Here is a 26,426-nt window from a genome sequence, read left to right as displayed (position 1 = left end):
CGCGAACTCGGAGAGGCGAGGCGGACGACCGACGGCAACGAAGACGTGTGCTTCGGGACGCACCCGCGTCCCAGTGTTGCCTGTCCGGTCGAGGTTCGCTTGAAACAAGCACCTACAAGAATAGGGAGCCACGCGCGAGAGCAGATAAGCATCCAGAGGGGACGTGCGCCTATCTTTGGAGCACGAAGAGTATCAAAATACTACCTCAAGTGGGGTACATCTGGATTGTCAACGGCAACAAAATCAGCCCAAAGAGCAAAAAAGGGCGGTGAAAAGACGAAGGGGGCGGCGCAAGGGGACGGCGTGTCGCCCTGCCGGCCGTTCCTAGAGGCCTGCTCCCCCGCCGAGGCGTCGCTCCGACGAGGGCGGAATTTCGAAACGAAAGCACGTCGGGCAATAGGAAACGAGAATCGTGAAATAGATACTCCTAAAGATTAAAATTTCGGTGTCAGAAGCGTAGGCTTCGACGTGTCCCACAGGCGTGCTCTCGTCGGCGCAGGGGGCTTTTCGGGCCGGTAAGCGCTGATCAGTAGGGCGTCTGGGATCCTGGAACGGTCCGCCTACCCCGCGATCACAGAGCTTTTCTCACCTACAAGAGAGCATTGGGAACGAATATTGTGAGTCTAAAGAGCAAAACAAGTAATCCATAGGCTCACAACAAGAGATGCCTGCTCGTCCGTTTGTCTCGGCGTTGGTGGTCCTTCTCGGGGCCGGTGCCTTGCTGCCCGACATGGTTCTGGGCCAGTCGTTCACCTACGCCGTGGAGTGCGTCACGAACGTGGACAACGCGACGGTCCACGTTCCGGCGGAGCCCGCTCCGTCTCTTCCGGATGAAAAGCCGGTGGCGGCGGGGGACACCATCGCGGTGTACACGGATGAGGGGACATGTGCGGGCTACGGGGTGTGGATGGACGGAGAGGGGGCCACGCTCGCTGCTGCGGGGTCGGATTCGATTGACGTCTCCCCGGACGGCTACGCGTCCGGGGCGTCGCTGCAGTTCGAGGTGTTTGATGTCTCGGAGGAAACCGCCGTCGACCTGGGCCCGGCCGCCTTTGCCGCGTGTGAGGACGTCGGCGTGTCGGTCTGTGCCGAGGGAGACTACGCGGACGGGACGTACCACACGGTGACGAGCTTTCAGCCCGATCCCGTTGAGACAGTGACGCGGGCAATCACGCTGGCGGAAGGGTGGAACTTTGTCTCGGTCCCGGTGGCGTCGGATGCGTCGTTCGACACCCTCTTTCCAGAATGCTCGGGGGGGTTTCTGTATGTCCCTGGGGAAGGATACACGTCCATTGCGGGCGGGGAGTCTTTGGCTGCGGGCACCGGGGCCGCGGTGGAATGCCAGCCGGATAGCACCACTGTGACGGGAGAGGTGGCGTCCTCCTCCATCGAGGTGAAGGCGGGCTGGAACCTGATTGGGGGGCTCGACGACACGGTGTCCGTGGCGGCGGTGGCTACGTCTCCCGCCGCCATTCTGACGTCGGAGGTCTTTCGTCTTCCGGCTGGGGAGGGGTACACGTCCACGCCGGTGCTGCGGCCGGGGGAGGGGTACTGGGTCAAGGCCGCCGAGGCCGGGACGATCGACGTCTCGGGGGCCAAAGGGACGCTGGTGGATGGTCCGGAGACCTCCGGCGACGGTCCGGCGGACGTGACGCGCCTCTCGATCGTAGACGCTGGGGGACGGCAGTCTACGCTTCGGTTGAGGGAAGGACTGACCGACCCGCAGCGCCGCCGATCGGAGCTGCCTCCCGTTCCCCCGGGCGAGGTGTTCGACGTACGGTTTGCGAGCGGGCACGCGGCGGCACCGCTTGCGTCGGGCAAGGCGTCGTCGACGGAGCACGCCGTACAGATTCAGGGCGCGGCCTTCCCGGTAGAGGTGCAGTTGGAGACCGACGGGGGCGACCGACGGCTCGAGATTTCGGCCGGGACGCAGCGCCACGTGTTGTCGGCGGCACAGCCCACCGCCCAGATTCAGCAGTCGACGGGTCGGATCGGCGTCACGGCCGCCCCAGCCCCGGAAGAGTTTCGGCTTGGGAAGGCCAGCCCCAATCCGGTTCGCAGAAGCGCCGAGCTGGAGTATACGCTCCCAGAGCAGTCGGACGTCTCAATTGTCGTCTATGATGTGCTCGGGCGACGCGTTGCGCAGCTGGTGGACGCGAAGCACGAGACCGGAGTTCATCGAGCCCGGGTGGGCGCGGGCACGCTGCCGAGCGGCAAGTACTTTGTGCGCATGCGGGCCGGGCCGTTCCGGCAGACGCGACAACTGACGGTCGTTCGGTAGGAGACGTCCCGATGAGGCCCCTGTACGAGCGCGCTGCTGATTATTGTGCGAGCGCGCTGCTGCTTATGCAGATGCAAGACGACCGCCTGGGCGTCCCGGGCTGCGATGTCGGCGCAGGCAGAGCCTCCCGCGGCTCACCCCCACACATGCGACCCCCACACGTCGGGTCACGGGGACGGCTCTCCCTGAGAGAAGCGGGACGTAAACGCCGTGGACTCGCCGGGGGACAGCGTGACGACCGTATCGCGGCTCCCGGAGTTCTGCTGGTCGACCGTCACCAGGTAGGCGCCCGGTGAGAGGCGATGATTGTTGACGGGGGTCGTGCCAACGGTATCGGCCCCGACGATCACCACGGCGCCGGGGGGCTCGGAGGACACCGACAGGGTCGCCCGGCGCTCGTCGCTGGTCGGTAAAGACGCGCTTTGTTCGGGGGCGAGGCGCGTGGGGGCGAAATAGATGAGAGCCCCAGCCGCGAGGGCCGCGATCCCCACTGTAATCGAGAACGCGTACCGGCGCAGGACGCTGCCCCCACCTTTCTGGGGCGGCCGGTACGGTTCCCAAGATGGAGAGCCCTGGCCCGATCGAGGAGAAGACGGCTCCTCCGAGGACGGTGCGTCACCAGCCATCCGTGTGCCAACTGCGACATTCGTTCAAGAGATGTTTTCGGGTCCTACCTCGTACGTGGACGAAGGGTCCCTGAAGGACACTTTGGGGAAGCGATCTGCCAAATGGGACACCGGAGACCGAGGCCTGTTTGTGCAATCGGGGACGGGGCAGATGAGCCCCAAGTTCGCGTAACGGCGGAGGCGGGGCTCGGCGTTTGGTCCTTGGGCGCTCCTTATCCCACCCGCGCAAAGCCGAGGCCGTGTTCGGCGTAGTCCTCTTCGTAGCGTCGGCGCAGCCGGTCGTGGTCGTCGGCCCGGAGGTGCGGGTCCCTCTCGATGAGGGCGAAGGCCGCCTCGCGGGCATCCTCGAGGATCTCATCGTCCTCGGTGAGGTCGGCGATCTTGAGGTCGGGCATGCCGCTCTGGCGGGTGCCGAAGAAGTCCCCCGCCCCGCGGATCTGGAGGTCCGTCTCGCTGATCTCGAAGCCGTCGTTCGTGCGTGCCATCGCCTCCAGGCGCTGCTTCGCCTCCTGGCTCCGCTTGTAGCTGGCCATGAGGACGCAGTAGCTCTGTTGGTCGGACCGCCCCACCCGGCCGCGCAGCTGATGCAGCTGGCTGAGGCCAAAGCGCTCGGCGTGCTCCACGAGCATCACGGTGGCGTTCGGCACGTCGACGCCCACCTCGATCACCGTTGTGGCCACGAGGAGGTCGATCTCGCCCGCCTTGAAGCGGCGCATCGTCGCGTCCTTGTCGTCGGCCGAGAGCTGGCCGTGGACAAGGCCGACCGTGTAGTCCGGAAATTTTTCTCCCAACTCCTCCGCGCCGCTCTCCGCGTCTTTGAGGTCCATTTTCTCGCTCTCCTCCACGAGCGGGTACACCACGAATGCCTGCTCGCCCTGCTCCAGCCGGTCCCGCAGAAAGGCGTACACCTCTCCTCGTCGCTTCTCGGCCCGCAGGCGCGTTTCGACCGGCTTGCGCCCCGGGGGCATCTCGTCGATCTTCGACACGTCGAGGTCGCCGTACAGCGTGAGCGCGAGGGAGCGGGGGATGGGCGTCGCGGTCATAAGGAGCATGTGGGGCCGCTCGCCCTTCTCGAACATCTCGGCCCGCTGGGCCACCCCGAAGCGGTGCTGCTCGTCGACCACCGCGAGGCCGAGCCGGTCGAACGCGACCGCGTCCTGGATGAGGGCGTGCGTGCCGACGGCGATGGGGCTCTCGCCGCTGCGGACGGCCCGGAGCGCTGCCTCCCGCTCCGCCTTCGTCTGGCTCCCAATGAGCAGGCGCGGCTCCAGTCCCAGCGGGCGGAGGTAGTCCTGCAGGTTGGCGTGGTGCTGCTCGGCGAGGATCTCGGTGGGGGCCATGAAGGCGCTCTGGTAGCCGTTGTCGTAGGCGTGCATCATGGCCGCCACGGCGACGACCGTCTTGCCGCTGCCCACGTCGCCCTGGAGGAGGCGGTTCATCTGGGTGCCCGTCTGCACGTCGCCGATGATGTCGCGCAGGACGCGCTTCTGGGCGCCGGTCAGCTCAAAGGGCAGCACCTCGCGGACAAATCCCTCCGTGTATTCGCCGGGATCGTCGAACGCGGGGCCGGCCACCTCGTCCTGCCGCTCGTGCATCTGGGCCAGCAGGAGCTGAATGAAAAAGAGCTCCTCAAACTTGAGCCGCCGCCGCGCCCGCGAGAGCTCCTGCTGGCTCTTCGGGAAGTGGATTGCGCGCAGCGCCACGCGGCCCTCCATCAGGTCGTGCCCGTCGACGATCCAGTCGGGCATCGTCTCGGAGAGCTTCAGGCCGTGCTCCTTGAACAGGTTGTACAGGACGCGCCGCACGGTTCGGCTCGTGAGGCCGACGTTGCTCATTGCCTCTCCGCCCGGGTAGAGCGGCACGATGCGGCCGGTGTCGAGCAGCGGGCCCTCGTCGTTCAGACGGTCGAAGTCGGGGTGGGTCATCGAGTGCCAGCGGCCGTACTTCTCCACCGTGCCGTGGAAGGCCACGCGGTCGCCCTCGTCGAACGCCTTCCGCACCCACCAGACGCCCTGAAACCAGGTGCCCTTCATGCGCCCGCCTTGCTCCCCCTCTAGGATGATCTCGAGGCGTTTCTGATTGTTGCTGGGCACCACGTTGACGGACTGCACGGTGCCGACGACGGTGATCGGGTTGGGGCCTTCCTGGAGTCGCCGCACCGGGGTTACGGTCGTGCGGTCGAGGTAGCGGCGGGGGTAGAAGCGCAGCAGGTCGTGCACGGTGCGCACGCCGTGCTGCTCGGCCCACACGTCGGCCCGCTTCTCGCCGACGCCCTTGACGTAGCGGACGTCCTGCTGTAGAAACTCTTCACTCATTCAGGAGCGGGCAGGTGTGCAAATGATGTGTGCGTTCCTTCTCACACTGATCGTAGGGCGGCGTTCCCGAGAGCACGGCACACGGCAACCACAGGGCAGACGATAACGCTGCGATAATGATTTTCCCGCCGCGAGCCTACATTTTGTAAGTGCCTTTTACAGGCATCACTCTGTGAGCACATTGCTGTCTAGCCTCACCTCCACGGTTATGCCTCCGTCCCGCCGCGACTTCCTCAAGTACCTGAGCCTCACCGGCGCCGCCCTCAGCGTGCCCGGCGTGGCCGCCGCCTCGCCCCGCCTGGGCCCCGACCGACGGGCCGTGACGGTCACCGGCCGCGTGACGGGGCCGGAGGGCGGCATCGAGGGGGTGCCTGTCACCGACGGCGTCACGGTCACGCAGACCGACGGCGACGGGCGCTACGAACTGGCGGCCTCGCCCCGTCGCCCGTTCGTGTACCTGTCGGTGCCGAGCGGGTACCGGCTGCCCACCCACGAGACCGGGACCGCGCGCTTCTACGAACCGCTCGACGCAGCGAGCGGGGACACGGCGACGGCGTCGTTTCGGCTTGCGCCGCTGGAGCGCGACGACACGCAGCACGCGTTTCTCTTTCTGGCCGACCCGCAGGCCCGGACGGAGGCGGAGATGCAGCAGTTTCGGGACGAGACGGTGCCGGACGTGCGCGACACTGTGCAGGCGCTCGGCGACCGCCCGGTCTTCGGGGTGGGCGGGGGGGACCTCGTGTTCGACGACCTGTCGCTCTTCTCCGGCTACGAACAGGCGGTTCGGCAGATGGGCCTCCCGTTCGTCCAGGCGGTAGGCAACCACGACCTCAACTTCGACGCGCCGGGCGATCCGGGCTCCACGGCCACCTTCCGCCGGCACTTCGGCCCCGAGTACTACTCGTTCGACCGCGGGGCCGTCCACTACGTCGTGCTCGACGACGTGTACTGGCCGGGGAGCGACGGCTTCGGGCGCAAGACGGACGACTACCACGGCCACCTCGACGCCGTCCAGCTTGCGTGGCTGGAGCAGGACCTCGGGCTCGTCGAGGAGGGCCGGCCGGTGGTGGTGCTTACGCACATTCCGCCGCTGAGCACCACCTACCAGCGGCGCGGGGAGGCGAGCCCGTCGGTCCGGGGGCGGATCGGGAACCGGGCCGCGCTTTATGACCTGCTCGCCCCCTTCGACGCCCACATCATCAGCGGGCACGTCCACGAGAACGAACACCGCTCTGCCGACGGGCCGCACGAGCACGTGGTGGGCACGGTGTGTGGCGCGTGGTGGACCGGCCCGATTTGCTACGACGGCACGCCCAAAGGCTACGCGGTGTACGAGGTAAACGGCGATTCCGTCGAGTGGCGCTACAAGACCACCGGCGGGGCCGCCGATTACCAGATGCGGACGTACCCGGTTGGGGCCGACCCCGAGGCGCCCGACGAGTGGGTCGCCAACGTCTGGGATGCCACCGAGGACTGGACGGTCGTCTGGTACGAGGATGGCATTCGCACCGGCCCCATGGCCCGCCGCGTGGGGCTCGACCCGATGAGCCGACGCCTCCATGCGGGCGACGACCAGCCGACCCCCCACACGTGGGTGGAGCCCGAGCCGACTGCCCATCTGTACTACGCCCCCGCCAACCCGGACGCCAATCGGGTCCGCGTGGAGGCCACCGACCCCTTCGGGCGCACCTACGTGGCCCGCCTTTCCTCGGACAGGGGATGAGCGCTCCACTCTTCGAAAGAACTCTCGCCGTGTTCTCGACCCCCCCTTCCTCGCATGTACGGACGATCGATCTCACGGGCGCATTTCGTCGGAGTTCTCATCCTCCTGGGGTGGGGACTGGTCGGGGTTGGGTGCACCGAGTCGGAGCCCTCCTCGTCCACCGATGAGGTGAAGACCCAGACGCCGATCACGCGCATTGCCTTCGGGTCGTGCAATGACCAGGCCCGCCCGCAATCCCTCTGGGAGCCCATCCAGGCCGTCGAGCCCGACCTCTGGGTCTGGATGGGCGACAACATCTACGGGGACACGGCCGACATGGCTGCCCTCGATTCGATGTATGCCCGCCAGCGCCGCCAGCCCGGCTACCGGGCGCTCCGCGAGTCGACGCGAGTCATCGGCACGTGGGACGACCACGACTACGGCGCCAACGACGCGGGCCGCTCCTACCCGAAGCGGAACCGCAGTCAGGCACACTTCCTCGATTTCATGGGTGTGCCGGAGGACCACCCGCGCCGAAAGCGGGAGGGCGTCTACAGCGCCCATACCTACGGGCCGCCCGGGAAGCGCGTGAAGGTCATCCTGCTCGACACGCGCTACCACCGGGCCCCGCTCACGCGAGACCCGCTCACCGAGCAGCGCTACTTTCCGAACGAGGGGGGCGATGTCCTGGGGGATGAGCAGTGGGCGTGGCTGGAGGAGGAGCTCCGCGGGAGCACCGCGCAAGTGCACCTCATCGGGACCAGCATCCAGGCCGTGTCCGACCAGCATCCGTGGGAGAAGTGGGCCAACTTCCCTCGGGCCCGGGAGCGGCTTTTCCGGGTCCTCGACCGTGCGGACGTGCCGGGCGTTGTCCTGCTGAGCGGGGATCGTCACCACGCCGAGCTCTCCCGCCACGACAAGGCGCTCGACTACCCCCTCTACGAATTCACCTCCAGCGGGCTTACGCACCATGCTTCTCCCGGCGACGAGCCGAACCCCCATCGGGTGGGGCCGCTCGTCGCGGCGCTCAACTACGGGCTCGTGACAATCGGCTGGGAGGCCGAGCCCGTCTCTCTTCGGTTTGAGGTGCGCGGCATTGGCAACGAGACGCTGCTCGACCATACTCTCCAGCTCTCGGCGCTGCGGCCGTCGACCGGGCAGGGTGCCGGCACGGTCACGGCTGATCCGTGACCGTAATCGTGTCCGTTACGGGGGAGCGGTCTCTCTGAGGCACTGTTATGGAGAGGCGGCCCGGCTCGAACGGCGGATTGGCCGCGTACGTCGTGTCGAGCGGCACGACCGCCATCGTGCACGCCTGGTCGTCCGCCGTCGGGGGCTGCACCAGCGGCGTCACGGTCACCTGGCCCGGCGTGCGGACCGTCTCGATGCGGGCGAGCGCGTAGCAGCCGTTGGGGCCGACGGTGCCGGAGAGGTGAACCTGCAGGGTGTCGGAGGGCGCGATCCGGGCGGGCACGTCGACCCGGCCAACCCGGGCCGTGTCGAGGGCGGACGCATCGCCTGTGACGGCCGATGGAGGGGAAGAAGAAGCGGTGGCCCCACAGCTCGCCCCACCCCCGAGGAGACCGGGCCCGACGAGCAGTGCGGCTAGGAGTGCGAGGCGAGGCAGCATGGGAGCGGGCAGAAGGGGGACGGCAGGCGAAAACGAGTGTAGCCCCATAGCGCCGTACGGGCAAACAGGATGAAGGAACGCGGAGGGACGAACGTGCGGGGCCGTGGTGCCGTCGTCGGCCGCGCCACTTTGTCGGCTATTGCACCTCCACCTCGTCGCTGATGTCCAGCAGGTCCTCCGGAATCGACTCCGGGACGACCCAGAGGTAGACCGTCTCCTGCCCGATCTTGCCCGGCCCGAGGTCGACCACGCGGTCCGGCTCCCAGTCCCCCATCCGGAAGTCGTGTGAGACGATCCGGTCCCCAGGGTCGAGCGCCCGAAGCAGCTTCGGGCGCAGCTTCACGTTGATCTCCGGCCACAGATACAGGGCCACGACCGTCGCGTCGCTCAGGTCGGCCTCGAACAGGTCCCCCTGCCGAAACTCGACCCGGTCGGACACCCCGGCCGTCTCTGCGTTTTCACGCGCCTTGGCGATCAGGTCCGGATCGATCTCGACCCCGACGCCACGGGCCCCGTGCTGCTGGGCGGCGGCAATCGGGATGCGTCCGTCGCCGCTTCCGAGGTCGAACACCACGTCGTCGCTGGTTACGTTGGCCGCCTCAAGCATCTGGTTGACGACGCGCTGTGATGTGGAGACGTACGGGGCGTCCTTCTCAACGGTGTCCGAGTCCGAGATGACGGCCGACTCGGCCAGAGACTCCTCCTGCAGGCTCGGGGGAAGGGGATCCACCGTCTGGGCGGCTCCATGCTGAGGCAGAGCAGCCCAAAGGACGAACAGGCCCGTGAGGAGAGAGAGTGTTGCGGGACGAAAGCAGGGCATTGGGGAAGAGAACCGGGCGGAAGAGAGGCGCACGTGGATGTGGAGACCGGATGCGTCGGGCAGTCTGCCTGGGTCTCACTGTCCACAAACGAGGCAAGGGGATGGCAGGTCCCGAGCCCCAGAGGCCCTGCGAGAGATGCCCGCGGACGGACGGATCACGGAAAAGTAATCGAATTCCACGGGTCCGACCCGTATCATACCACCGGTCCAATGCCTGTCCCGTGCAAACAAACGTCGGCACGAAGCCACGTCCGGGATGCCCTGGGGGCCCGATGCGGACCGCGAACGGCATGGTGAGCCGCATGCCGGCAGGGACGGGCTGAGGCCCATTCGCCCCCGGAGATGTTTTTCCGGGGCGGAATCGGGCGACTGCCCGGTCTTATCGGAGAACGGGAGCGCTCGTCTTTTGTAACCTCTCCAGGCCGAACGGGACAGAACGGAGTGCATTCCCGTACGCGTGTCCGCAGTGAAAAGAGGAGGCGGTCTCCCCGCACCCAGGCAGCACACACCCAGGCAGCACACGTCGAGGCACAGCGCGTTCTCCGGAGGCATCGTTTGACGACACACCCTGATACACAGCATAGCACTTCATGGCCACGGACCTTCTTGAAGAGACAGACATCGAAACCCAAACGATCAACACCATCCGGTTTCTGTCGGCCGATGCGGTGCAGCGGGCCGAGAGTGGGCACCCCGGGACGCCGATGGGGCTGGCGCCGGTGGCCTACGTCTTGTGGAAACGCCACCTGCGGCACAATCCGTCCGATCCGGAATGGCCGGGGCGGGACCGGTTCGTGCTGTCGGCGGGCCACGCCTCGATGCTTCTGTACAGCCTCCTCCACCTGACCGGCTACGACCTGCCGATGGAGGAGCTCAAAAACTTCCGGCAGTGGGGGAGCCAGACGCCGGGCCACCCGGAGGCCCATCTGACAGACGGGGTGGAGACGACGACCGGTCCCCTTGGGCAGGGCTTTGCCAATGGGGTTGGGATGGCGATCGCCGAGCGGCTCCTGGCCGACGAGTTCAACGAGGAGGGCTTCCCGCTTTTTGACCACCGGACCTATGCAATCTGCTCCGATGGGGATCTGATGGAGGGCATCTCCCAGGAGGCGGCCTCCCTGGCGGGCCACCTCGGGCTGGGCACGCTGACCTATTTCTTCGACGACAACGACATCACGATCGACGGGTCCACCGACCTGGCCTTCACCGAGGACGTGGCCGGTCGGTTTGAGGCGTACGGCTGGCACGTCACCTACGTTGAAGATGCCAACGACCTCTCGGCGGTCGACGCCGCAATTGAAGAGGCCAATGCCGTCTCCGAGAAGCCGTCCCTGATCGGGGTCAAGTCCCACATCGGCTACGGAAGCCCGAACAAGCAGGACACCGCCGCGGCCCACGGGGCCCCGTTGGGGGAGGAGGAGGTGCGCCTGGCGAAGGAGGCCCTCGGCTGGCCGACCGACGAGCGGTTCTACGTTCCCGACGCGGCCCGTGAGCACATGCGGGAGGCGGTTGCAGAGGGGGCGGCGCTTCAGGAGGAGTGGGAGGGGCGTCTCGAAGAGTACGAGGAGGCCTACCCCGAGCAGGCCGCCCGGCTGGAGCGGTGGATGAACCGGGGGTTGCCGGAGGGGTGGGAAGAGGCGCTGCCCACCTTCGAGGCCACGGCCGAGACGGGGGAGCAGATGGCCACCCGCAAGGCCAGCGGCCTCACCCTCGAGGAACTGGCCCCGGAGGTGGGCTACCTGATCGGGGGGTCGGCGGACCTGACCGGGTCGAACAAGACCGACGTGGAGGGCCGGGCGGACTTCCAGAAGGACCGTCCGGAGGGGCGCTACTTCCGGTTCGGGGTGCGGGAGCACGCGATGGCGGGCATCTCCAATGGAATGGCCCTGCACGGGGGCATCCAGCCCTACGCCGGGACCTTCCTGATCTTCAGCGACTACCTGCGGCCGTCCCTTCGGCTGAGTGCCCTGATGGAGCAGCCGGTCGTGTACGTGTTTACCCACGACTCGATTGGGCTCGGTGAAGACGGGCCGACGCACCAGCCGGTGGAGCACCTGATGGCGCTGCGGGCAATCCCGGGCGTGACGGTCATCCGGCCGGCCGACGCAAACGAGGCGGTGCAGGCGTGGGCCGCGGCGGTGGCCCGCACGGACGGGCCGACGGCGCTGGTCCTGACGCGGCAGACGCTCCCGACTGTGGACCGGGCGGAGCTGACGACGGCGGAAGGGCTGCACCGGGGCGCCTACATTTTGCGGGAGGCGACGGGGCAGCCGGACGTGGTGCTGATCGGGACGGGGAGCGAGGTGCAGCACGCCCTCCAGGCGGCTCGACAGCTGGAGGAGGACGGCATTGGGGCGCGAGTGGTGTCGATGCCCTCGTGGGAGCTGTTCGAGGCCCAGTCGGAGACGTATCGGCGGAAGGTGCTTCCGCCGTCGGTGGGGGCGCGCGTCTCGATCGAGGCAGGAGTTACCCAGGGGTGGGCCCGGTATGTCGGCCCCGAGGGGGGAGCAATTGGGGTGGACCGGTTCGGGGCGTCGGCGCCCGGCGAGACCGTCATGGAAAAATACGGCCTAACCGCCGAGCGGGTCGCCGAGGAGGCCCGTTCGTTGGTGAAGGGGTAGGGGCACGAGGCCGCCCGGCTGCCCCCCGGTGGAGCGAGGGCCGGCCTCCTGTCCACGTTCCGTTGCCCGAGTTCGCAGAACGACACGTTTCTACATCAACAACACCCGACCCAGTATGAAATTTTTTGTCGACACCGCCAACCTAGAAGAGATCCGCGAAGCGAACGACATGGGCGTGCTCGACGGGGTGACCACAAACCCCTCGCTCGTCAAAGAAGAGGGCAACGTCGACTTCCACGAGCGCGTGCTGGAGATCTGCCAGACCGTCGACGGAGACATCTCCGCGGAGGTGACGGCGACCGACTTCGACGGCATGATGGAGGAGGCCCACACCCTGGCCCAGATCCACGACAACGTCGTCGTCAAAATTCCGCTGATCAAAGACGGGATCAAGGCGCTGCGTGCCCTCGACGAGGAGGGCATCCGGACCAACTGCACGCTCTGCTTCTCGCCGACGCAGGCGCTGGTGGCGGCGAAGGCCGGGGCCGACTACATCAGTCCCTTCATCGGGCGCATCGACGACATTTCGTCCGACGGGATGGGCCTGATCGAGGAGATCGCAGCGATTTATGACAACTACGCCTTCGAGACCGACATCCTCGCCGCGTCGATTCGGCACCCGACCCACGTGAAGCGCGCGGCCCTGGCCGGGGCGGACGTGGCGACGATGCCGTTCGAGACGATGACGAAGCTGCTGGAGCACCCGCTGACGGACCGCGGGCTGGAGCGCTTCCTGGCGGACTGGGAGGACTACAAGGAAACCCAGGAAGAGGAGCCCGCGACCACGACGGCATAGAGGACGATCCCGCACGTCCCCGACGGCCCGCCGATACGCTTACGACCGCGCTGCGGGCCCGCGGGGACATCTTGGGACAATTCTCTTCCGCGCACGCGCCATGCAGGAGCGAGGGGCCTACCAGAAGAAGGCATAGAGGGCGGCGGCAATGGCGAGGATGCCGAAGGCCGCCACGTTGTAGACTGGATCCCGTCCGCGCTCGATGTCCCCGACGTCGATCGCCTTCGGGTGGTCCTCGCCTTTGTTTTCCAGTAGGGAGATCGCGACGATCAAGGCCCCCGAGACGAAGAACACGATCAGCATCCGGTTCAGGAACGCAATTCCTGGCGTCCAGACCTTGAAAGCCGCCGAGAGGGGAATGCTCAGGACCGCCGAGACCAGGGCCGCGTTCGGGGTTGCCTTGCTCCAAAACAGCCCCAGCACGAAGATGGCCAGCACTCCCGGGCTCACAAACCCGGTGTACTCCTGAATGTACTGGAAGACCTGGTCGAGGTCGGCCAGCTGTGGGGCCAGGGCCGTGGCCACCACGATGCACACCAGCGCCACGATCCGCCCGATCCGCACCAGGCGCCGCTCGGACACCGCCTCCCGGCCGGTGTAGTTGCGGTAGAGGTCCATCGTGAAGATCGTAGAGGCGCTGTTCATCATCGAGGCCAGCGAGGAGATGATCGCCGCCACCAGGGCCGCGAAGGCCAGCCCGCGGAAGCCTGAGCCCACGTACTCGCCCAGCAGCCACGGGTAGGCCTCGTCGCCCCGCTGGATCGGCGCGTCCAGCGCGTAGGCCACGATGCCCGGCACCACCACAATCAGGGGAAGGAGCAGCTTCAGGTAGCCGGCAAATGCCAGCCCGCGCTGCGCCTCCCTCAGGCTCTTGGCCGCCAGGGCGCGCTGGATGATGTACTGATTGCAGCCCCAGTAGAACAGGTTGGCCACCCAGAGGCCTCCGAACAGCACGCTCAGGCCGGGAAGAAGCTGATAGGCGTCCTGCAGCTGGCCCTCGTCGTTGCGGTACATCAGTTCCCCCTCGAACAGAATCATGTTGAACCGACTTGAGGCGTCGCCCATGAGCTGAGTGAGCCCCCCGATGACCCCGGCATCACTCCCGCCGTAGGCGTCGAGCGCGACCCAGGTCGTGAGGAGCCCCCCGCCGACCAGCACCACCACCTGCACCACGTCGGTCCAGGCCACGGCCTTCAGGCCGCCGTACAGGCTGTAGGCGGTGGCGACGAGGGCGAGCCCGAGGACCGATGCCCAGAGTGGTAAGCCCATGATCACGTTGATCGAGAGGCCGCCCATGTAGAGCACCGAGGTGAGGTTCACGAACACGTACACCAGCAGCCAGAAGATGGCAAGCAGCATCCGCACCCGTCCGTCGTAGCGCTGCTCTAGAAACTGCGGCATCGTGTAGATTCCCTTCTCCAGGTAAATGGGAAGAAAGAACCAGGCGATTACCAGCAGGGTGACCGCGGCCATCCACTCGTAGGACGCGATGGCCAGGCCCACCCGAAAGCCCGATCCGCTCATGCCGATAAACTGCTCGGCGGAAATGTTGGCCGCGATTAGCGAAGACCCAATCGCCCAGAACGGAAGTGCCTTGCCGGCCAGGAAGTAGTCGGCACTGTCCTTTTCCTCGCCCTCCTCTTCCTGAGAGACCCAGAGGCCGAGCCCGACGATGACGACGAGGTAGACGCCGAAGATGAGGTAATCCAGCGTCGTAAACGCGACGGCGGCGGAGTCCATGCATCCGTGTTCGGTCGTGGAACGGGGGGCGAGACGTGGGCGCGTGCTTTCGACTGCGGGCGAGCGCCTCCAAAAAAGTGCTTCCGAGGCGCAGGCGCAAGGAGCCCCCCTTCTGTTGGGGCGGACGAAACAGCGGTGCAGCCCCAGATGCCAGGTGCACGGTGGAGACGCCCCGTTGACAGTTGCAGGCGAGGAGGTTGCCCCCCCGACCGTTGGTGCGTGGAGCGGCGGCCTGCCTTCGAGCGATCGCCTCGCCCCCAGTCCCCGTACGGCGCCTCGATGATGTGGGCGGGCGGTGGGAAAGCGCCTGTGGCCTCGAATGCCTGGACCTGGAGGCGTCAGCGGATCTCTTTGGGGATCGACAGGTCGTCGAGGGTTTCCGCATCGTCCCCCACCGCCTCGGCGGCGGTCGTGCCCGTGTAGACGAGAAAGTTGAGTCCACGGTCGAGCAGGCTCTGGGCAAGGAGCATGCTGGCGAGGGGCGCCTCTGGAATCTGGAGGGGGCCGGACAGGCCTACCCCGGCACTTACGAACACGAGGCTCCGGGAGGGCACGAACGGAACCTGCTGGACCACGATGTACAGCGCGAGTAGTGTGATCCAGGTGCCGGCCGACACCTCGGGGATCACCACGGCCCACTGCGTGACCTGAAGGCCATTGTTGAGGACGAAGCGGGCGAAGTGGCCGGCGGCGAAGAGCCAGAGCAACGACGAGGGGAGAGACAGGAGGGAGCGCCGAAAGGCCACGACGACGCTTGCAAGGATGATCAGCACTGCAGCGCTGGCCCCGAGCGTATAGGCCTCCGACGGCAGGTACTGCCGGAGCAGCTCGATCTGGCCGGTGAGGAAAAACACGGCCAGTAGCCCAAAGGCCACGCTGGTGGATGCGACCGAGGAGATGACGACGTTGTCCTTCACGGTCCGGAGCACCGTGCCGGTGCCCAGGTTGGTCTCGCGGCGGGCCCATAGGTAGAAGTAGGCCTCGCCGGAGTAGCCGAGCACATCGTTGTTGAGCACCCGCTTTCGGAAGAGGACCGGCAGGAGATCACGGGAGCGGGCCCCCCAGGCCGTGCCGTAAAGGACCGCCTCCGTGAGCGGTAGGGTGCCGTACATGAGAAGCAGCAGGATGTAGAACCAGGGCGTCGTGGGGAGGGACCGTGCCACCGTGCCCCATCCGATGGTCGTGAGCTCGTAGCCCAGATACGCCACGATCCCGCCCACGAACAGCCAGCGGAGGCCGGTCAAGATCCACGTTCCTATCCTGCTATTGGCAAACCGAGTCCAACGGGCACGGAGGGAAAAGAGGGCATCGGAAAACCGTTGGAGCATGAAGGCCCGAAGAGCCGAACGAAAGAGGAGAGGGCTACCGAGATTGAGAGAGTGCACGCTGCTTTAGCTTCTCGTGCAGCGCGGAGGCGCGCTGGCGCGTCTCGGGAGAGAGTGTGGTGGTGTCGACAGAATGAGAGCGGGGCGGACGCAACTGGTCAGCCTGGTCGGAAAGAAAGGGCGTCTTGAGAGACAAGAGGCCGGACAAACGAGAAAGCGCGGTGTGCGGTTCGTCAACGAGACGGTCGTACGAGAGAAGGATCGTATCTTCGTCAGTGTGAGCCAGCACATGCTGGTAGGCAGCGATCCAGTACTGGACCCAGAAGGCAAGACGTGTGGGCTCGGGGGCGTCGTCGACCCAGCCGCCGAAATTGATGGGGCAGAGGCCCTTCCCAAATTCATGGTGCCCGATGGCCTCCATGTATTCCCGCACGAAATCATCGTCGTCGTGAAGCTGGAGGAAGCGCTCGTGCTGCCGGAGCATGGAGGCCGCCTGCTGGAGGGGGGCACGAAAAGGAACCAGAACCGTGCCGCTCTGGAGCGGCCGGGGCAGCGCCCCGAGGCGGGCGATGTTGAGGTTGTTCTTCGAGAGGTAGCGCAGATCGGCCGAGGGAGAGTCCCGCCGGACTGCCACGACCTTGCACATGTGGGACTCGTAAAACGCGTCGAACGCAGGCTCGTGGTCGTCGGCCGACCAGGGCTGGATGTGGTCTCCGCGGTACGCGTCCGGCCAGAAGTGCTTCCAGATCATCTCCTCGAAGGCCTCTGGGCTTTTGCCCGAGACCTCAAGTCCGTCGCCGTGGGCCCGTTCGGTCGTTTCGGTGCCCCCGTCGAACTGGTCGGAGAACCGGTCCCAGAACAAGGGGCACAGCAGAAACGGCATGTCCTGGTACGTGTGCGCCGCAAACCGACCCGTATTCCACAACAGACGCAGCAGAATGGTCGTGCCTGAGCGGGGGAGCGCCGTAATGAAGACCGGGTCGTCGATGGAAATGCCGTCGAGGGTGTCCCGGTATAGAATCTCCTCTACGTCGGAGAGGGCGTGCTGGGCCGTGCCGGCCCGGAAGGCCGTGCGGTGGAGGAGCCGATCGAGCCATCCGTAGCGGTCCTCGAAGGTCATGATGATGCGCGAGCGTACGGAGCGAGGACGTATGCGAGCAGCCCCACGGCCGTCGTGACGATGAGAAAATCGACCCGCTGTAGGGTGGCGAGGGTCTCGCCAAACGACCCCACACCGGCGGAGCCGAGAAGCCATACTCCTCCCAAGGGAAGGCCGAGGGCCAAGACACTCCCCCCTGTCAAGCGGCCGAAAAGGCCGAACAGCTGCCGGGCACGGTCCTGCAGGGCGGTCTCCTTCGCCGCGTCGCTCAAGGAGTCGTCCCGCAGCACCTCGAGGCAGGTGGTGCTGTGTTCTCCTACTTCACGGGCACAGGTGGGCAGCCCGAGGCGTTCGAGGATGGCGGCAAAGCCGACCACGACACCAGCGGCGAGGACGATATTCATTCGGTCGACGAATGCTTGTCCGAAGGGGAAGTTGCGGAGGCCGTCTGCTCTTCCTCGTCGGTCGTGCTCAGGAAAAGACGCTTCAGCGGAAACCAGATGAAGCCGAAGAGGGAGGCGAGAAGAGCCACAATCGCTGCGAGCAGGGCCCCGATGCCTGAGATGACGCTCCCCGGGCCTCCGTAAGCGTACGCGCTTTCCGGAATCGCCAGGCACAGGACCGTGAAGCCAACAAGGGCGACGAGAAATCGGGCCGTCGATGCTAGGGTCATAGCAATGTCGGTTGAGCTATTCTGGTGTTGGGGTTCGAACGAAGTCTTCCGAAGAGCAGGGCCAGTCGTTAATCTCGTTGGGGGACAGGTCGTACCGGGTGCCCTCCTGTACCGCCGGGACCATCGATTCGTTATGAGGAGGATGGGTCCATTCCCAAACCGTACGGCCATCCGGGGCAGCCTCCACTATTCGTCCCGTGTGGCTTTCGGTTAAAAGCAAATTCCCGTTGCTCAGCATCTGCCATTTCCCCCCCAGCTTCTGTGTAGAAGGCATCGGACTTCGGGGTTGGGAAGAGCACCTCTGTGGAGTCCGTATGGGGCTGAATGGCCCAGACGCGGCTTCCCCCCTGCATGGTGCCCCGGGTCGTGAGGTCTCGGTTGTTATCAAAGACCCCAATCCAGCCGTCGCCGATAAAGTCAGGGTCGTGCTGCATGATGAACGGATCCGAGGCGTGCCACTTCACCGTCTCCGTCTCGGGGTCAAGGACGAACACGAGATGGACGTTGCGGAGGGAGACCAGCAGGTCGCCTGCCTCGAACAGCGGGTACGCGTCGGCCATGGAAGGGGACAACGGCTCCACATCGTTAAGGTGCGTTGGGTCTGTTCCCGGCAGGCGAGCCGCAGAGTCTTCCACCTGACCACCGATGAAAGACTTGCTGATGTAGCGGGCCAAATCGTTGGCGTAGAGCACCTCGAGTACGTTGATGGTGCGGAGCACCTGTCCGTCCGCGGAAACGCGCGTGAGCCGGTCGAGATACGCCGTCTTGAGGCCTGGGGCCTCGCCAGGAACGGCGCGGTCCGTCTGACGGGGAGACTGAGTGATGTCGGATATCCAAAACGATCCATCCGCAGCCCGGTCGATCGAGTGGTGGGTGCCGATGGGCAATCGCCACTTCACGTCTCCACAGGCGTCTGCGCGTGCCGTCCCCCCGTGCTCCACGTTGAACAGCACATCGCCGTTGGGAAGCAGGTGGGATCCGTGAAGGTAATGCTTCCGACCCACGGCGAGGGAGTCGGCGAAGAGAGCCGTCTCGTCAACCCGCCACTCGTGGAGGACGTCGCCGGTCCGATTGATGAGGCGAATCCGCGGGGACCATCCCTCCGGTCCCTTCCAGGTGGAGGTAAGCAGAGTTGTGCCGTCCTGCATCGCGTCTGGCTGTTTGAACCGGACGCCGCTGCGATCGTGCACCCTCGGCTTCAAGAAGGTAGGAGGCTCGACCGTCGACCGGGCCTGCATCCACGCCTGCTTCAAGAAATCATTCGGGGGCACCCGGGTCGCCCGGATCGCGAATCCGACCAGAAAGGCCAGCAGTGCAACTGAAACGACGAACCAGATCTTCGAAGCTGCTCGCATCCAGAAAGAGACAGAGGAAAGAAAAACGCTTGGCTGAAGCTTAGTAGTTCTGGAACAAAAGTAGGCAGAATTTAGACACGAACGCAATCATCTTCTCTGAAACGTTACGACCGTGTGAGGGAACGAAGTCTGAATGCGACTCGCCAATCTTGAGCCCAAGGACTGCACATGAGCGGCGACCAGCGCTAGGCCTCGTTCGATAACAGGGCGTAGATGCTCTGCGCTACGCGATTCCAGTTGGCCGTGCGGACGGTACGCGTGCGGCCCTGACGGGACAGCCTGTTGCGCCGCGCCGGGTCTTGAAGAAGGTCGGTGAGGGCTCCGGCGAGGGCTCTCGGGTCGGATGGAGGGACGAGCAGGCCCGTCTCCCCGTTCACGATCGCGTCGGGAACGCCCCCAGATCGGGCCCCAACCACCGCCGTTCCGCAGGCGTTGGCCTCAAGGAAGACGAGGCCGAATCCTTCAACGTTGGGCGGGGCCTCACGGGCCGGCATTACGAAAAGGTCGGCGGCACTGTAGTAGAGGGGGAGGGTCTCGTCGGCCACGTGCCCGACGAAGTGGACCCAGTCGCGCACACCCTGCCGCAGGGCCAGCCGCTCCAGGCGGTCCCGATCAGGGCCAGTGCCGGCCACCACGTACTGCACCGTCGGCACGGAGGCGGCGAGTCGAGGAAGGGCCCGAAGGACGGTATCGACGCCCTTGCGGGGCACCAGGCGCCCCACCGTGAGCAGCATGGGGCGTTCCCCGACCCCGAGGCGGTCCCGAACGGCTGTTCCACCGTGGGGCCGAAAGCGGGTCGGGTTCGTGCCGTTGGGAACCACGTGAAGGCGGTTTGGCGGAACGCCTCGGTCCCGAAGAAGGCGGGCCGTGTACCGGCTTACAGGCAGCAGGACATCGGGCTGGGCCAAGGCCCATCGCCGGAGCCGATCGTAGGCAGCCCCAAGCCCCGGCAGGCTCGACAGCGGGTTGAAGAGCAACTCGCGCCCATGGGCGGCACAGGCGATGCGCCGTGGAAAACCGGTGAGCTGGCGGGCAAGCACGGAGGCGCCCACAGTTTGCCACTGGGCATGCACGGCCACGTCGGGCCGCAGACGAGCCGACCGCCGAACGACGGTGGGGAGGGAAGTAGCCGGCAGCCAGTCGGGCCGGCCCGGCACGCGGATGATGGAGACAGGGGCGGCCTGGTCGATTTCCGCGGCGGACGGGCGGTGGGGGGCAATCACTTCGAGGGCCTCGACCCATTTGGCGAGCCGGGTCGCCACCTCCCAGGAATACGTCTGGATGCCTCCCACGTCGGGGGGGAAGTCCTGGGTCACAAACAACAACCGCATACAGGGGGACAGGGCAGAAAGGAAAACGGGCGCGGCCTCTTCCGACTACCCCGAAAAAGCGAGTGTCCGGGACCGTTCCAGCACGGCGTCGATGATGCGGTGCCACGGCAGGCCAAGCAGAAGGAGCAAGTACGTGGAGGCGTGGAAGAAGATGTTCATCGTAAGGAAGATGCCGATGTGCATTCCGATCACGAGGAGAACGACCACGTACCGGAGTTTCCGCCACCACATCAGGAAGCTGATCGCTTCGGTGAGGAGGCCGAACACCAGAAACAGGGTGCCGAACCGGTAATCTTGCAGGGTCATCTCCTGTAAGAGTGAGGGCTCGAAGGCCCCGAACTTAGAGAGGGTGTCGACCTTGCGCTCGGCAATCCACATCAGGAGGTGACGGCCGTCGGGCCACGTGATGCCGGTTCCGATGAGCTTGCAGACGGCGGCGGACGTGTAGCCGAGGCCAATAAAGAAGTAGAGGAACCCGAAGGTAAAGCGACGCCGGTGCTCTTCATCTCGGAAGAACAGGAGGGCGAGACCCAGTCCAAGCACCCCCATCCCGACGAGGTTCGATCCGTGCGAGATCTCGCCGAGGCTGTACCGGGCAACATACTGCAGGTGAAAGGCGAATAGGGCCAGCAGGTAGGCTGGCCGCCAGAGCCGAAAAAAGCCGACGAGGCCGAGAACGCCGATCAGGGCGGCATTGAGGAGCGCCACGTTGTGAGCGAACATGAACGACACGTCGATATAATTAGCCAGGCCCAAGGGAAGCAGGACTGAACTGATGTTCTGCTGGATGTAGCCGCCCCAGGTCCAGCAGAAGTACACAGTATAGACCAGGAGGAAGAGCTCTAGGCCCCGAAAATACACATGCGTGCCCGTTGTGTCCGCGGCGAAGTCACTGAAAAGCTCGCGACGGAGGGTGTGGGAGAAACGAGAAAGTGCAGACATGAGAACGACAGGGCAAGGTCACGAGAGCAGGGGCGATCACATGCGAGCACGGCTTACGATGGAGGCGCCGAGGCGACCGTGCGGGCCGTTGAGGACGGGTGGAGGCGGGTGGTGTCGGGGGCAAAGAGGAGCACTGGGGTTGCGGTGACCGCCACAGAATCCGTCTCTAGTGTCCCCCGCACCCGAAAGACGAACAGGGGCGACGAGAGCGTTCGGCCCTTGGTGAAGAGGCTGCGCAGTCCCTGCACGCGCTCGTCGGTCCACCGGTCGGTCTTGGACACGTAGTTGGCGACGTCGTTCTGGTTAATGCCCTTCGGGGCGACCGGGTAGGAGGTGCCGGGAAGATCCTGGAGCGATACGGCGTCCCAGGAGAGCGTGTCGGGGTCGGCCTGGGACGGCAGCTTACGGACGACGGCGCGGGTCCAGGGATTGCCGGCCTGCGAGAACATCGGGTAAATGCTGAAGGGCCAGAACTCGCCGAGATGAGTGGCTACGAGCAGGGCGTAGGCCACCAGTATCCCGCCGACGACCCGAAGGGCACGGCTCGGAAACTGCATGGGACAGAGCGTTGATCGTATGACAAGACCTGTAAGAGACCGTCGTACGTCGCTGGGACAACAAAGTGCATTCCCAGAGACGCACGAGACGGATCCACTGTGAGGACGGACTGCCTGGTAAGCAAACCACGGAGCGTCTTCGAAAGTAGACAGAACGACGTCCGGAACGCAAATATTTCGTCCTGCCTGAACCCGTATGGATAGGTGCTTATGACGAGAGCCCCCGATTGGTCTTGGAATTTGGTGCAAACCCTATGGGGGTAGGGGGGCTGGTTGCGAGGTTGGTGTGTTGATTGTGCTATGAGGAGAGCAAAGAAAAATAGAGAAGTGTACGGAGGGACGAAGGCAGAAGGACGAGGAGGCGAGAACGGTTACTTTCGGTCGGGAAAGCGCGGCGTCTCGGATGGTGTGTCAAAAAGAATCCCTTCGAAAGCATGCACGGGGGTGCATCCCATTTCGTTTTCCAAACATTTCTTTTTTATGGTCTGCCTTGTTTTGTCTGTCTGTTCTGCCCTGCGAAGAGGGACTGTTCACCATCCCGGAATTTGGATCGGGGCGGTGCTGGGGCTGGCCTTATGTGTCCCGCTTCCCGGAATCGCCCAGAGCGGGTCTACGGGTGCGATCGTCGTCGATAACTTTGAAGACGACCCCCCCCGGGCCTTCCCCAACGGATGGGTATTCGTGGACGAGGACGAAGAAGTGCGGTCCTACGAAGAGACCCGGGACGACGGCGAAACCATGGAGGTGCGGGAAGCGGACGGAAATCGTTTTGTGCGCCTGATCACGAAGGGCGAGGCGCTCCGCTACACAAAACGCAACGGCGTCGATTTCGAGTGGAACCTGCAGGACCACCCGCGCCTGAGGTGGCACTGGCGGGCCCACACACTGCCCGAGGAGGCCAGCGAGAAGGACCAGAACGACGCGGGGGGCGCCGTGTACGTGACGTTCGGGTCGGACTGGCTGGGGCGGCCGAAAAGCATCAAATACACCTACAGCTCCTCGCTTCCGGTGGGCACGACGGTGTCCTTCGGCCCGCTGAAGGTCATCGTGGTCGACTCGGCCCGCGAACCGGACACGGGCGCGTGGAAGACGGTCCAGCGGCGCATCCGGGACGACTACCGGCAGGTGTTCGGCGGGTCCCCCCCCGACCGCCCCGTGTCGATCACCCTGTGGAGTGACTCGGACACCACTGGCGACGAGGCACAGGTCGACATTGACGACATCGAACTGCTTCCGCCCCTGTGACGCCTCGTATGGCCGCCCCACGGGGAATGAACCAATTAAGGGGCCTGTGGTTTGAAGAGTATGCCCCATCGAGTGAGTCTGCCCGTTTCGTCTTCATGTCCTCTCCCCGCGAAGGCTACGTCCTTCACAGCTACGGCCCCGACCGGTACGTCAAGCACGTCGTGGCGTCGGTCCACACGCTCCGCCGACACGACCCCGACCGGCCCGTGGCCCTGTTCTGCCCGCAGCACCACCGAGACCTGCTGGAGCGGCGGGGACTGGACGCCCACTTCGACGTGCTCGAAGACCTGCCCCGTGAGTACCGGTCGATCGTCGGGTTCAAGCATCACCTCCACCGGTTTAAGGCCTTCGAGCGGTCGCTCTTCGTGGACGCGGACATCGTGTGGTGCCGCAACCCGGATCCCCTCTGGCGGCAGTTTGCGGCCTTTCCCTTCACCGCCACGGGCCTGCAGAACGCCGATCACTTCTTCGGGGGGCCAAAGGGACTTGGGGTCGTCGCGGATGTGCTGCTGGGGCGCCGCCGTCGCACGCTGCGTCGGCTCGGCCTGACCCGGCTTCCGCGCGTGCAGGCGGGGGTGATCTACGCCCAGGACGAGGCCTGCACCCGAGAGGTGGACGAGGCCGCCGCGGCCTTCCTCGAGCGGGTGGATGAGACGCACTTCCGAAGTCGGCTCGACGAGGGGCGCAGCGAAGAAACCTGCGAGTGGAGCCTGGCCCTCGCCATGAGCAAGCTCGACCTGCACGTCTTTCCGTGGCTGCAGGGCCGCAACAGCCCGCAGCTCGACTACATTGACAGCCTGACCACCCACGATCCGGACTTCCAGGAGGTGTCGTATCGCCTGTACACCAACCGGTTTGTATACAGCCTCCGGGGGATCTCGAGCACGCGGCTTCGCAGTGCCCTCCTGGGGCTCGCGGAGTCGCTTCCCGGCGTTGGGGAGTACATGGAACTGACGCCGTATGCGCTTCACTTTGGGTGGCTTCACCAGAAGCACGCCTTCCAGCAGTTTGCCGAGCGCACGTGGTCCCGCCTCGTCGCCGAGCGCACGCACCCCCGACAGGTGACGTCTCCCAACCCGAGCTCAGCATCTGCAGAGTGAGGGGCCGCGCGGCACTCCCCTAAACCAGTCGTCTGATCCATGGCGGGTGCGTACGAGACCGACTTTCGGGCCCATCCGGAGGCCTACCGGTACGACTCCAGTGAGAAGGGCGTGTTCAAGGTGCAGCCGTACAAGGACGAGCTGCTCCCAGACTGGGGCTTCAAAGACGAGGCCGCCGCGGAGGCGTCGGTGGAGGCGCTCCGGGCGCGGTACGAGACGTATCGGTCCCAGGACGACTTCGTGGGGATGGACATGGTGCGGAAGTACCTACGGATGGGCTTCACGCGGGCCATGCGGTACGCGAAGTATTCGGGCGGGCGGAAGTACGAAGATGACGGTACCAAGCGGGACCCCGAGCAGTGGGCCGCCCCCGAAAAGCGGGCGGCGGCCGTCGTCTTCCGCGACGCGTGGCGGGCCCTCACGGACGACCCTGCGTACCAGTGCCTGAAGGAGCACCATCAGAACGAGGTGTACGCCCCGGACGCGAGTCCGATGGCTGAGTAGACATCCGCGGTGCCTGTTTCCGAATGCCTCCATGATGCCGCAGAGTCCCGTCGAACAAATTCCAGCCTCCCTCGATCGTCGCTGGGTTCAGGGACGTGGCGTGCGGCTGCACGTGTCGGTGGCGGGGCCCGAGGACGGGCCACTCGTGGTGCTCCTCCACGGGTTCCCGGAGTTCTGGTACGGGTGGCGCCACCAGATTCCCGCCCTCGTCGAGGCGGGCTACCGCGTCGTCGTGCCGGATCAGCGCGGCTACAACCGAAGCGACGCGCCGCGGGCCGTGGCCGCCTACGACCTGGACGTGCTCGTGGACGACGTCTGTGCCGTCATCGACGCGATGGGACGCGCCCGGGCCGCCGTCGTGGGGCACGACTGGGGAGCGATGGTGGCCTGGCACCTCGCCCACGCCCATCCGGAACGCCTGCGGCGCCTCGCGATCCTCAACGTGCCCCATCCCCACGTCTTTCGGAAGACGCTCCGGACGAGCCCCACGCAACTGCTGCGGAGCACGTACGCCCTCTTCTTCCAGGTGCCTGGCGTGCCCGAGTGGCTGCTTGGCCGCAATGACGGGCAGGGACTCGCCACGATGTTGCGGTGGAGTGGGCGGCCCGGCACGTTCGACGAGACCGACCTCGCGATCTACCGGCAGGCGTGGCGGCGGCCGGGCCGGCTCCGTGGCATGCTGCACTGGTACCGCGCCGCGGCCCGCCGCGCCCTGCGGAGCACTCCGCCCTCGGCTCCGATCGATGTGCCGACGCTCGTGGTGTGGGGCGCACGGGACGTGGCCCTCAGCCGGCAGATGGCGGCCCCTAGCGCGGCGATGTCCACCGACGGTCGCCTCCGGGTGCTCGGCGACGCGACCCACTGGGTCCAGCACGACGCCCCGATGATTGTCAATCGGCTGCTCATCGATCACTTGGAGCGGGGAGAGAGCAGCGGTGCGTAACAGTTGAGGCGCCCGATGCGTGACAGGGACAGACCTTGGAATGCTCCTTCGATCCGTTCTGCTTTTATGCCGACCGCTCAGGACCCAATCGGGCCCGTCATTCAGCGGCTCCGGGCCGTCCCGCTCGAAGCGGTCTTTTGGGCGGCGGCCCTCCTCGCCGCGGCTAGCATCGCCCCGAAGGCCCCCGGTAGCATCAACCTGTGCCTGATCGAGCACCTGGGCCTGCCGTGCCCGGGCGACGGCCTCGGGACGGCCATCGCGCACCTGGCCCGCGGCCACTGGGCGGCGTCGTGGAACGCCCATCCGCTGGCGGGGCCCGTCGTCGGTGTGCTCGTAGCACATGTCGTGTCGCTGTGCCGGGCGGCGCGTCGCCCGGCTCGCTGAGGCGTCCGTCTTCTTTTGCACCGATTGCCCCTGCCCCATGTCCAAAGTGCTTCGCCACCTCCCCGAACTCGACGGCGACGAACAGGTCGAAGTCGCGCGCCTGCTGAACGACATGAGCGACGCGCAGGCCGGGCACTTCGCTCGCATCTACCGCTCGCGCCGCCGCGAGCCCGTGCACATCCTACTCCTTGCGGCCATCGGGTTCGTTGGGGCCGGCGGGCTGCACCGGCTCTACCTGGAAGAGTTTGCCCTGGGGCTCGTTTACCTCTTTACGGGCGGGCTCTGCGTCATCGGGACGATCTACGACGTCATCAAGTACAAAGACCTCGCCCTCCGCTACAATCGGGATGTGGCGCTGGAGACGGCCGAGACGGTCCGGCAGGTGTACGACGGCGCCTCCGAGTCGGGGGACGTGTAGGCCTCCAAGCTGTGGGCTG

Annotated in this window: 24 protein-coding genes; 11 read left to right on the top strand and 13 right to left on the bottom strand. The window is 65.8% G+C overall.

Annotated elements, in window-relative coordinates; all coding sequences use genetic code 11:
• The first annotated feature begins 664 nt into the window (after positions 1-664).
• Positions 665-2,281: a T9SS type A sorting domain-containing protein gene (locus B7R93_RS05310; RefSeq protein WP_103019766.1), complete on the top strand. Its 1,617-nt coding sequence runs from the start codon at positions 665-667 to the stop codon at positions 2,279-2,281.
• 167 nt (positions 2,282-2,448) lie between these two features.
• Here B7R93_RS05310 and B7R93_RS05305 read toward each other — a convergent pair whose 3' ends face one another.
• Both B7R93_RS05305 and recG read right to left on the bottom strand, forming a co-directional pair.
• Positions 2,449-2,907: a PEGA domain-containing protein gene (locus B7R93_RS05305; protein WP_232798046.1), complete on the bottom strand. Its 459-nt coding sequence runs from the start codon at positions 2,905-2,907 to the stop codon at positions 2,449-2,451.
• A gap of 212 nt (positions 2,908-3,119) precedes the next feature.
• Positions 3,120-5,222: an ATP-dependent DNA helicase RecG gene (recG, locus tag B7R93_RS05300; RefSeq protein WP_103019765.1), complete on the bottom strand. Its 2,103-nt coding sequence runs from the start codon at positions 5,220-5,222 to the stop codon at positions 3,120-3,122.
• Between the two features lie 208 nt (positions 5,223-5,430).
• On the opposite strand from recG, the gene B7R93_RS05295 reads away from it, so the two are divergent.
• A complete protein-coding gene (locus B7R93_RS05295; protein ID WP_103019764.1) occupies positions 5,431-6,945 on the top strand; it encodes a calcineurin-like phosphoesterase C-terminal domain-containing protein in 1,515 nt (504 codons plus the stop codon).
• A gap of 54 nt (positions 6,946-6,999) precedes the next feature.
• A complete protein-coding gene (locus B7R93_RS05290; protein ID WP_103019763.1) occupies positions 7,000-8,115 on the top strand; it encodes an alkaline phosphatase D family protein in 1,116 nt (371 codons plus the stop codon).
• Here B7R93_RS05290 and B7R93_RS05285 read toward each other — a convergent pair.
• Both B7R93_RS05285 and B7R93_RS05280 read right to left on the bottom strand, forming a co-directional pair.
• A complete protein-coding gene (locus B7R93_RS05285; protein ID WP_103019762.1) occupies positions 8,099-8,554 on the bottom strand; it encodes a hypothetical protein in 456 nt (151 codons plus the stop codon). The two genes, B7R93_RS05290 and B7R93_RS05285, sit on opposite strands and share 17 nt — an antisense overlap.
• A gap of 136 nt (positions 8,555-8,690) precedes the next feature.
• The gene (locus B7R93_RS05280; RefSeq protein ID WP_232798045.1) at positions 8,691-9,284 is read right to left on the bottom strand and encodes an SAM-dependent methyltransferase; all 594 of its coding nucleotides are present in this window, start codon (positions 9,282-9,284) and stop codon (positions 8,691-8,693) included.
• Between the two features lie 680 nt (positions 9,285-9,964).
• Between B7R93_RS05280 and tkt the strand changes: the two genes are divergently transcribed.
• On the top strand, positions 9,965-11,995 hold the full coding sequence (gene tkt, locus B7R93_RS05275) for a transketolase (RefSeq protein WP_103019760.1): 2,031 nt from the start codon (positions 9,965-9,967) through the stop codon (positions 11,993-11,995).
• 115 nt (positions 11,996-12,110) lie between these two features.
• Entirely contained in the window at positions 12,111-12,791 is a 681-nt protein-coding gene (gene fsa, locus B7R93_RS05270; RefSeq protein ID WP_103019759.1) for a fructose-6-phosphate aldolase, read from the top strand.
• A 117-nt stretch (positions 12,792-12,908) separates the two neighbouring features.
• Here fsa and B7R93_RS05265 read toward each other — a convergent pair whose 3' ends face one another.
• The 9 genes from B7R93_RS05265 to B7R93_RS05225 all read right to left on the bottom strand — a co-directional run bounded on the left by B7R93_RS05265 (position 12,909) and on the right by B7R93_RS05225 (position 21,813).
• Entirely contained in the window at positions 12,909-14,531 is a 1,623-nt protein-coding gene (locus tag B7R93_RS05265) for a sodium/sugar symporter (RefSeq protein ID WP_103019758.1), read from the bottom strand.
• Positions 14,532-14,869: 338 nt separating this feature from the next.
• On the bottom strand, positions 14,870-15,859 hold the full coding sequence (locus tag B7R93_RS05260; RefSeq protein WP_103019757.1) for a hypothetical protein: 990 nt from the start codon (positions 15,857-15,859) through the stop codon (positions 14,870-14,872).
• Positions 15,860-15,893: 34 nt separating this feature from the next.
• Positions 15,894-16,976 carry a sulfotransferase gene (locus tag B7R93_RS05255; RefSeq protein ID WP_103019756.1) on the bottom strand — a complete coding sequence of 361 codons (1,083 nt, stop codon included), beginning with the start codon at positions 16,974-16,976 and terminating at the stop codon, positions 15,894-15,896.
• Complete coding sequence (locus tag B7R93_RS05250; RefSeq protein WP_103019755.1) at positions 16,973-17,359, bottom strand: hypothetical protein; 387 nt, start codon at positions 17,357-17,359, stop codon at positions 16,973-16,975. The genes B7R93_RS05255 and B7R93_RS05250 overlap by 4 nt, the downstream gene beginning before the upstream one ends.
• The gene (locus B7R93_RS05245) at positions 17,356-17,628 is read right to left on the bottom strand and encodes a hypothetical protein (protein ID WP_103019754.1); all 273 of its coding nucleotides are present in this window, start codon (positions 17,626-17,628) and stop codon (positions 17,356-17,358) included. The genes B7R93_RS05250 and B7R93_RS05245 overlap by 4 nt, the downstream gene beginning before the upstream one ends.
• A gap of 131 nt (positions 17,629-17,759) precedes the next feature.
• The gene (locus tag B7R93_RS05240; RefSeq protein WP_232798044.1) at positions 17,760-18,983 is read right to left on the bottom strand and encodes an arylsulfotransferase family protein; all 1,224 of its coding nucleotides are present in this window, start codon (positions 18,981-18,983) and stop codon (positions 17,760-17,762) included.
• Between the two features lie 185 nt (positions 18,984-19,168).
• Positions 19,169-20,314: a glycosyltransferase family 4 protein gene (locus B7R93_RS05235; RefSeq protein WP_103019753.1), complete on the bottom strand. Its 1,146-nt coding sequence runs from the start codon at positions 20,312-20,314 to the stop codon at positions 19,169-19,171.
• 45 nt (positions 20,315-20,359) lie between these two features.
• On the bottom strand, positions 20,360-21,256 hold the full coding sequence (locus tag B7R93_RS05230) for a hypothetical protein (RefSeq protein ID WP_232798043.1): 897 nt from the start codon (positions 21,254-21,256) through the stop codon (positions 20,360-20,362).
• Between the two features lie 53 nt (positions 21,257-21,309).
• Positions 21,310-21,813, bottom strand: coding sequence for a hypothetical protein (locus tag B7R93_RS05225; RefSeq protein WP_103019752.1), 504 nt, complete (start codon positions 21,811-21,813; stop codon positions 21,310-21,312).
• Positions 21,814-22,494: 681 nt separating this feature from the next.
• On the opposite strand from B7R93_RS05225, the gene B7R93_RS05220 reads away from it, so the two are divergent.
• From B7R93_RS05220 to B7R93_RS05195, 6 genes are all read left to right on the top strand, one after another.
• Complete coding sequence (locus B7R93_RS05220) at positions 22,495-23,058, top strand: DUF3047 domain-containing protein (RefSeq protein ID WP_232798042.1); 564 nt, start codon at positions 22,495-22,497, stop codon at positions 23,056-23,058.
• A gap of 95 nt (positions 23,059-23,153) precedes the next feature.
• Positions 23,154-24,158 carry a glycosyltransferase family protein gene (locus B7R93_RS05215; protein WP_103019751.1) on the top strand — a complete coding sequence of 335 codons (1,005 nt, stop codon included), beginning with the start codon at positions 23,154-23,156 and terminating at the stop codon, positions 24,156-24,158.
• Between the two features lie 39 nt (positions 24,159-24,197).
• On the top strand, positions 24,198-24,662 hold the full coding sequence (locus tag B7R93_RS05210; RefSeq protein ID WP_103019750.1) for a DUF4385 family protein: 465 nt from the start codon (positions 24,198-24,200) through the stop codon (positions 24,660-24,662).
• 34 nt (positions 24,663-24,696) lie between these two features.
• Entirely contained in the window at positions 24,697-25,605 is a 909-nt protein-coding gene (locus B7R93_RS05205) for an alpha/beta fold hydrolase (RefSeq protein WP_103019867.1), read from the top strand.
• Positions 25,606-25,671: 66 nt separating this feature from the next.
• Positions 25,672-25,989, top strand: a complete 318-nt coding sequence (locus B7R93_RS05200; protein WP_103019749.1) for a DUF2752 domain-containing protein — start codon at positions 25,672-25,674, stop codon at positions 25,987-25,989.
• A 37-nt stretch (positions 25,990-26,026) separates the two neighbouring features.
• Positions 26,027-26,407 carry a TM2 domain-containing protein gene (locus tag B7R93_RS05195; protein WP_103019748.1) on the top strand — a complete coding sequence of 127 codons (381 nt, stop codon included), beginning with the start codon at positions 26,027-26,029 and terminating at the stop codon, positions 26,405-26,407.
• Positions 26,408-26,426 lie beyond the last annotated feature (19 nt).

It is taken from the genome of Salinibacter altiplanensis (genome assembly GCF_002894645.1).
Lineage (GTDB): Bacteria > Bacteroidota > Rhodothermia > Rhodothermales > Salinibacteraceae > Salinibacter > Salinibacter altiplanensis.
This window is presented reverse-complemented; position numbering and strand designations above follow the sequence as displayed.

What these genes read in the sequence shown, in the direction of transcription:
- B7R93_RS05240 (WP_232798044.1), bottom strand. Translation starts at nt 18,983, where the DNA reads ATGCGAGCAGCTTCGAAGATCTGGTTCGTCGTTTCAGTTGCACTGCTG.
- B7R93_RS05305 (WP_232798046.1), bottom strand. Translation starts at nt 2,907, where the DNA reads ATGGCTGGTGACGCACCGTCCTCGGAGGAGCCGTCTTCTCCTCGATCG.
- B7R93_RS05290 (WP_103019763.1), top strand. Translation starts at nt 7,000, where the DNA reads ATGTACGGACGATCGATCTCACGGGCGCATTTCGTCGGAGTTCTCATC.
- B7R93_RS05250 (WP_103019755.1), bottom strand. Translation starts at nt 17,359, where the DNA reads ATGAATATCGTCCTCGCCGCTGGTGTCGTGGTCGGCTTTGCCGCCATC.
- B7R93_RS05205 (WP_103019867.1), top strand. Translation starts at nt 24,697, where the DNA reads ATGCCGCAGAGTCCCGTCGAACAAATTCCAGCCTCCCTCGATCGTCGC.
- B7R93_RS05230 (WP_232798043.1), bottom strand. Translation starts at nt 21,256, where the DNA reads ATGTCTGCACTTTCTCGTTTCTCCCACACCCTCCGTCGCGAGCTTTTC.
- B7R93_RS05225 (WP_103019752.1), bottom strand. Translation starts at nt 21,813, where the DNA reads ATGCAGTTTCCGAGCCGTGCCCTTCGGGTCGTCGGCGGGATACTGGTG.
- B7R93_RS05245 (WP_103019754.1), bottom strand. Translation starts at nt 17,628, where the DNA reads ATGACCCTAGCATCGACGGCCCGATTTCTCGTCGCCCTTGTTGGCTTC.
- B7R93_RS05260 (WP_103019757.1), bottom strand. Translation starts at nt 15,859, where the DNA reads ATGCTCCAACGGTTTTCCGATGCCCTCTTTTCCCTCCGTGCCCGTTGG.
- B7R93_RS05235 (WP_103019753.1), bottom strand. Translation starts at nt 20,314, where the DNA reads ATGCGGTTGTTGTTTGTGACCCAGGACTTCCCCCCCGACGTGGGAGGC.
- B7R93_RS05195 (WP_103019748.1), top strand. Translation starts at nt 26,027, where the DNA reads ATGTCCAAAGTGCTTCGCCACCTCCCCGAACTCGACGGCGACGAACAG.
- fsa (WP_103019759.1), top strand. Translation starts at nt 12,111, where the DNA reads ATGAAATTTTTTGTCGACACCGCCAACCTAGAAGAGATCCGCGAAGCG.
- recG (WP_103019765.1), bottom strand. Translation starts at nt 5,222, where the DNA reads ATGAGTGAAGAGTTTCTACAGCAGGACGTCCGCTACGTCAAGGGCGTC.
- B7R93_RS05210 (WP_103019750.1), top strand. Translation starts at nt 24,198, where the DNA reads ATGGCGGGTGCGTACGAGACCGACTTTCGGGCCCATCCGGAGGCCTAC.
- B7R93_RS05200 (WP_103019749.1), top strand. Translation starts at nt 25,672, where the DNA reads ATGCCGACCGCTCAGGACCCAATCGGGCCCGTCATTCAGCGGCTCCGG.
- tkt (WP_103019760.1), top strand. Translation starts at nt 9,965, where the DNA reads ATGGCCACGGACCTTCTTGAAGAGACAGACATCGAAACCCAAACGATC.
- B7R93_RS05285 (WP_103019762.1), bottom strand. Translation starts at nt 8,554, where the DNA reads ATGCTGCCTCGCCTCGCACTCCTAGCCGCACTGCTCGTCGGGCCCGGT.
- B7R93_RS05265 (WP_103019758.1), bottom strand. Translation starts at nt 14,531, where the DNA reads ATGGACTCCGCCGCCGTCGCGTTTACGACGCTGGATTACCTCATCTTC.
- B7R93_RS05310 (WP_103019766.1), top strand. Translation starts at nt 665, where the DNA reads ATGCCTGCTCGTCCGTTTGTCTCGGCGTTGGTGGTCCTTCTCGGGGCC.
- B7R93_RS05215 (WP_103019751.1), top strand. Translation starts at nt 23,154, where the DNA reads ATGTCCTCTCCCCGCGAAGGCTACGTCCTTCACAGCTACGGCCCCGAC.
- B7R93_RS05295 (WP_103019764.1), top strand. Translation starts at nt 5,431, where the DNA reads ATGCCTCCGTCCCGCCGCGACTTCCTCAAGTACCTGAGCCTCACCGGC.
- B7R93_RS05255 (WP_103019756.1), bottom strand. Translation starts at nt 16,976, where the DNA reads ATGACCTTCGAGGACCGCTACGGATGGCTCGATCGGCTCCTCCACCGC.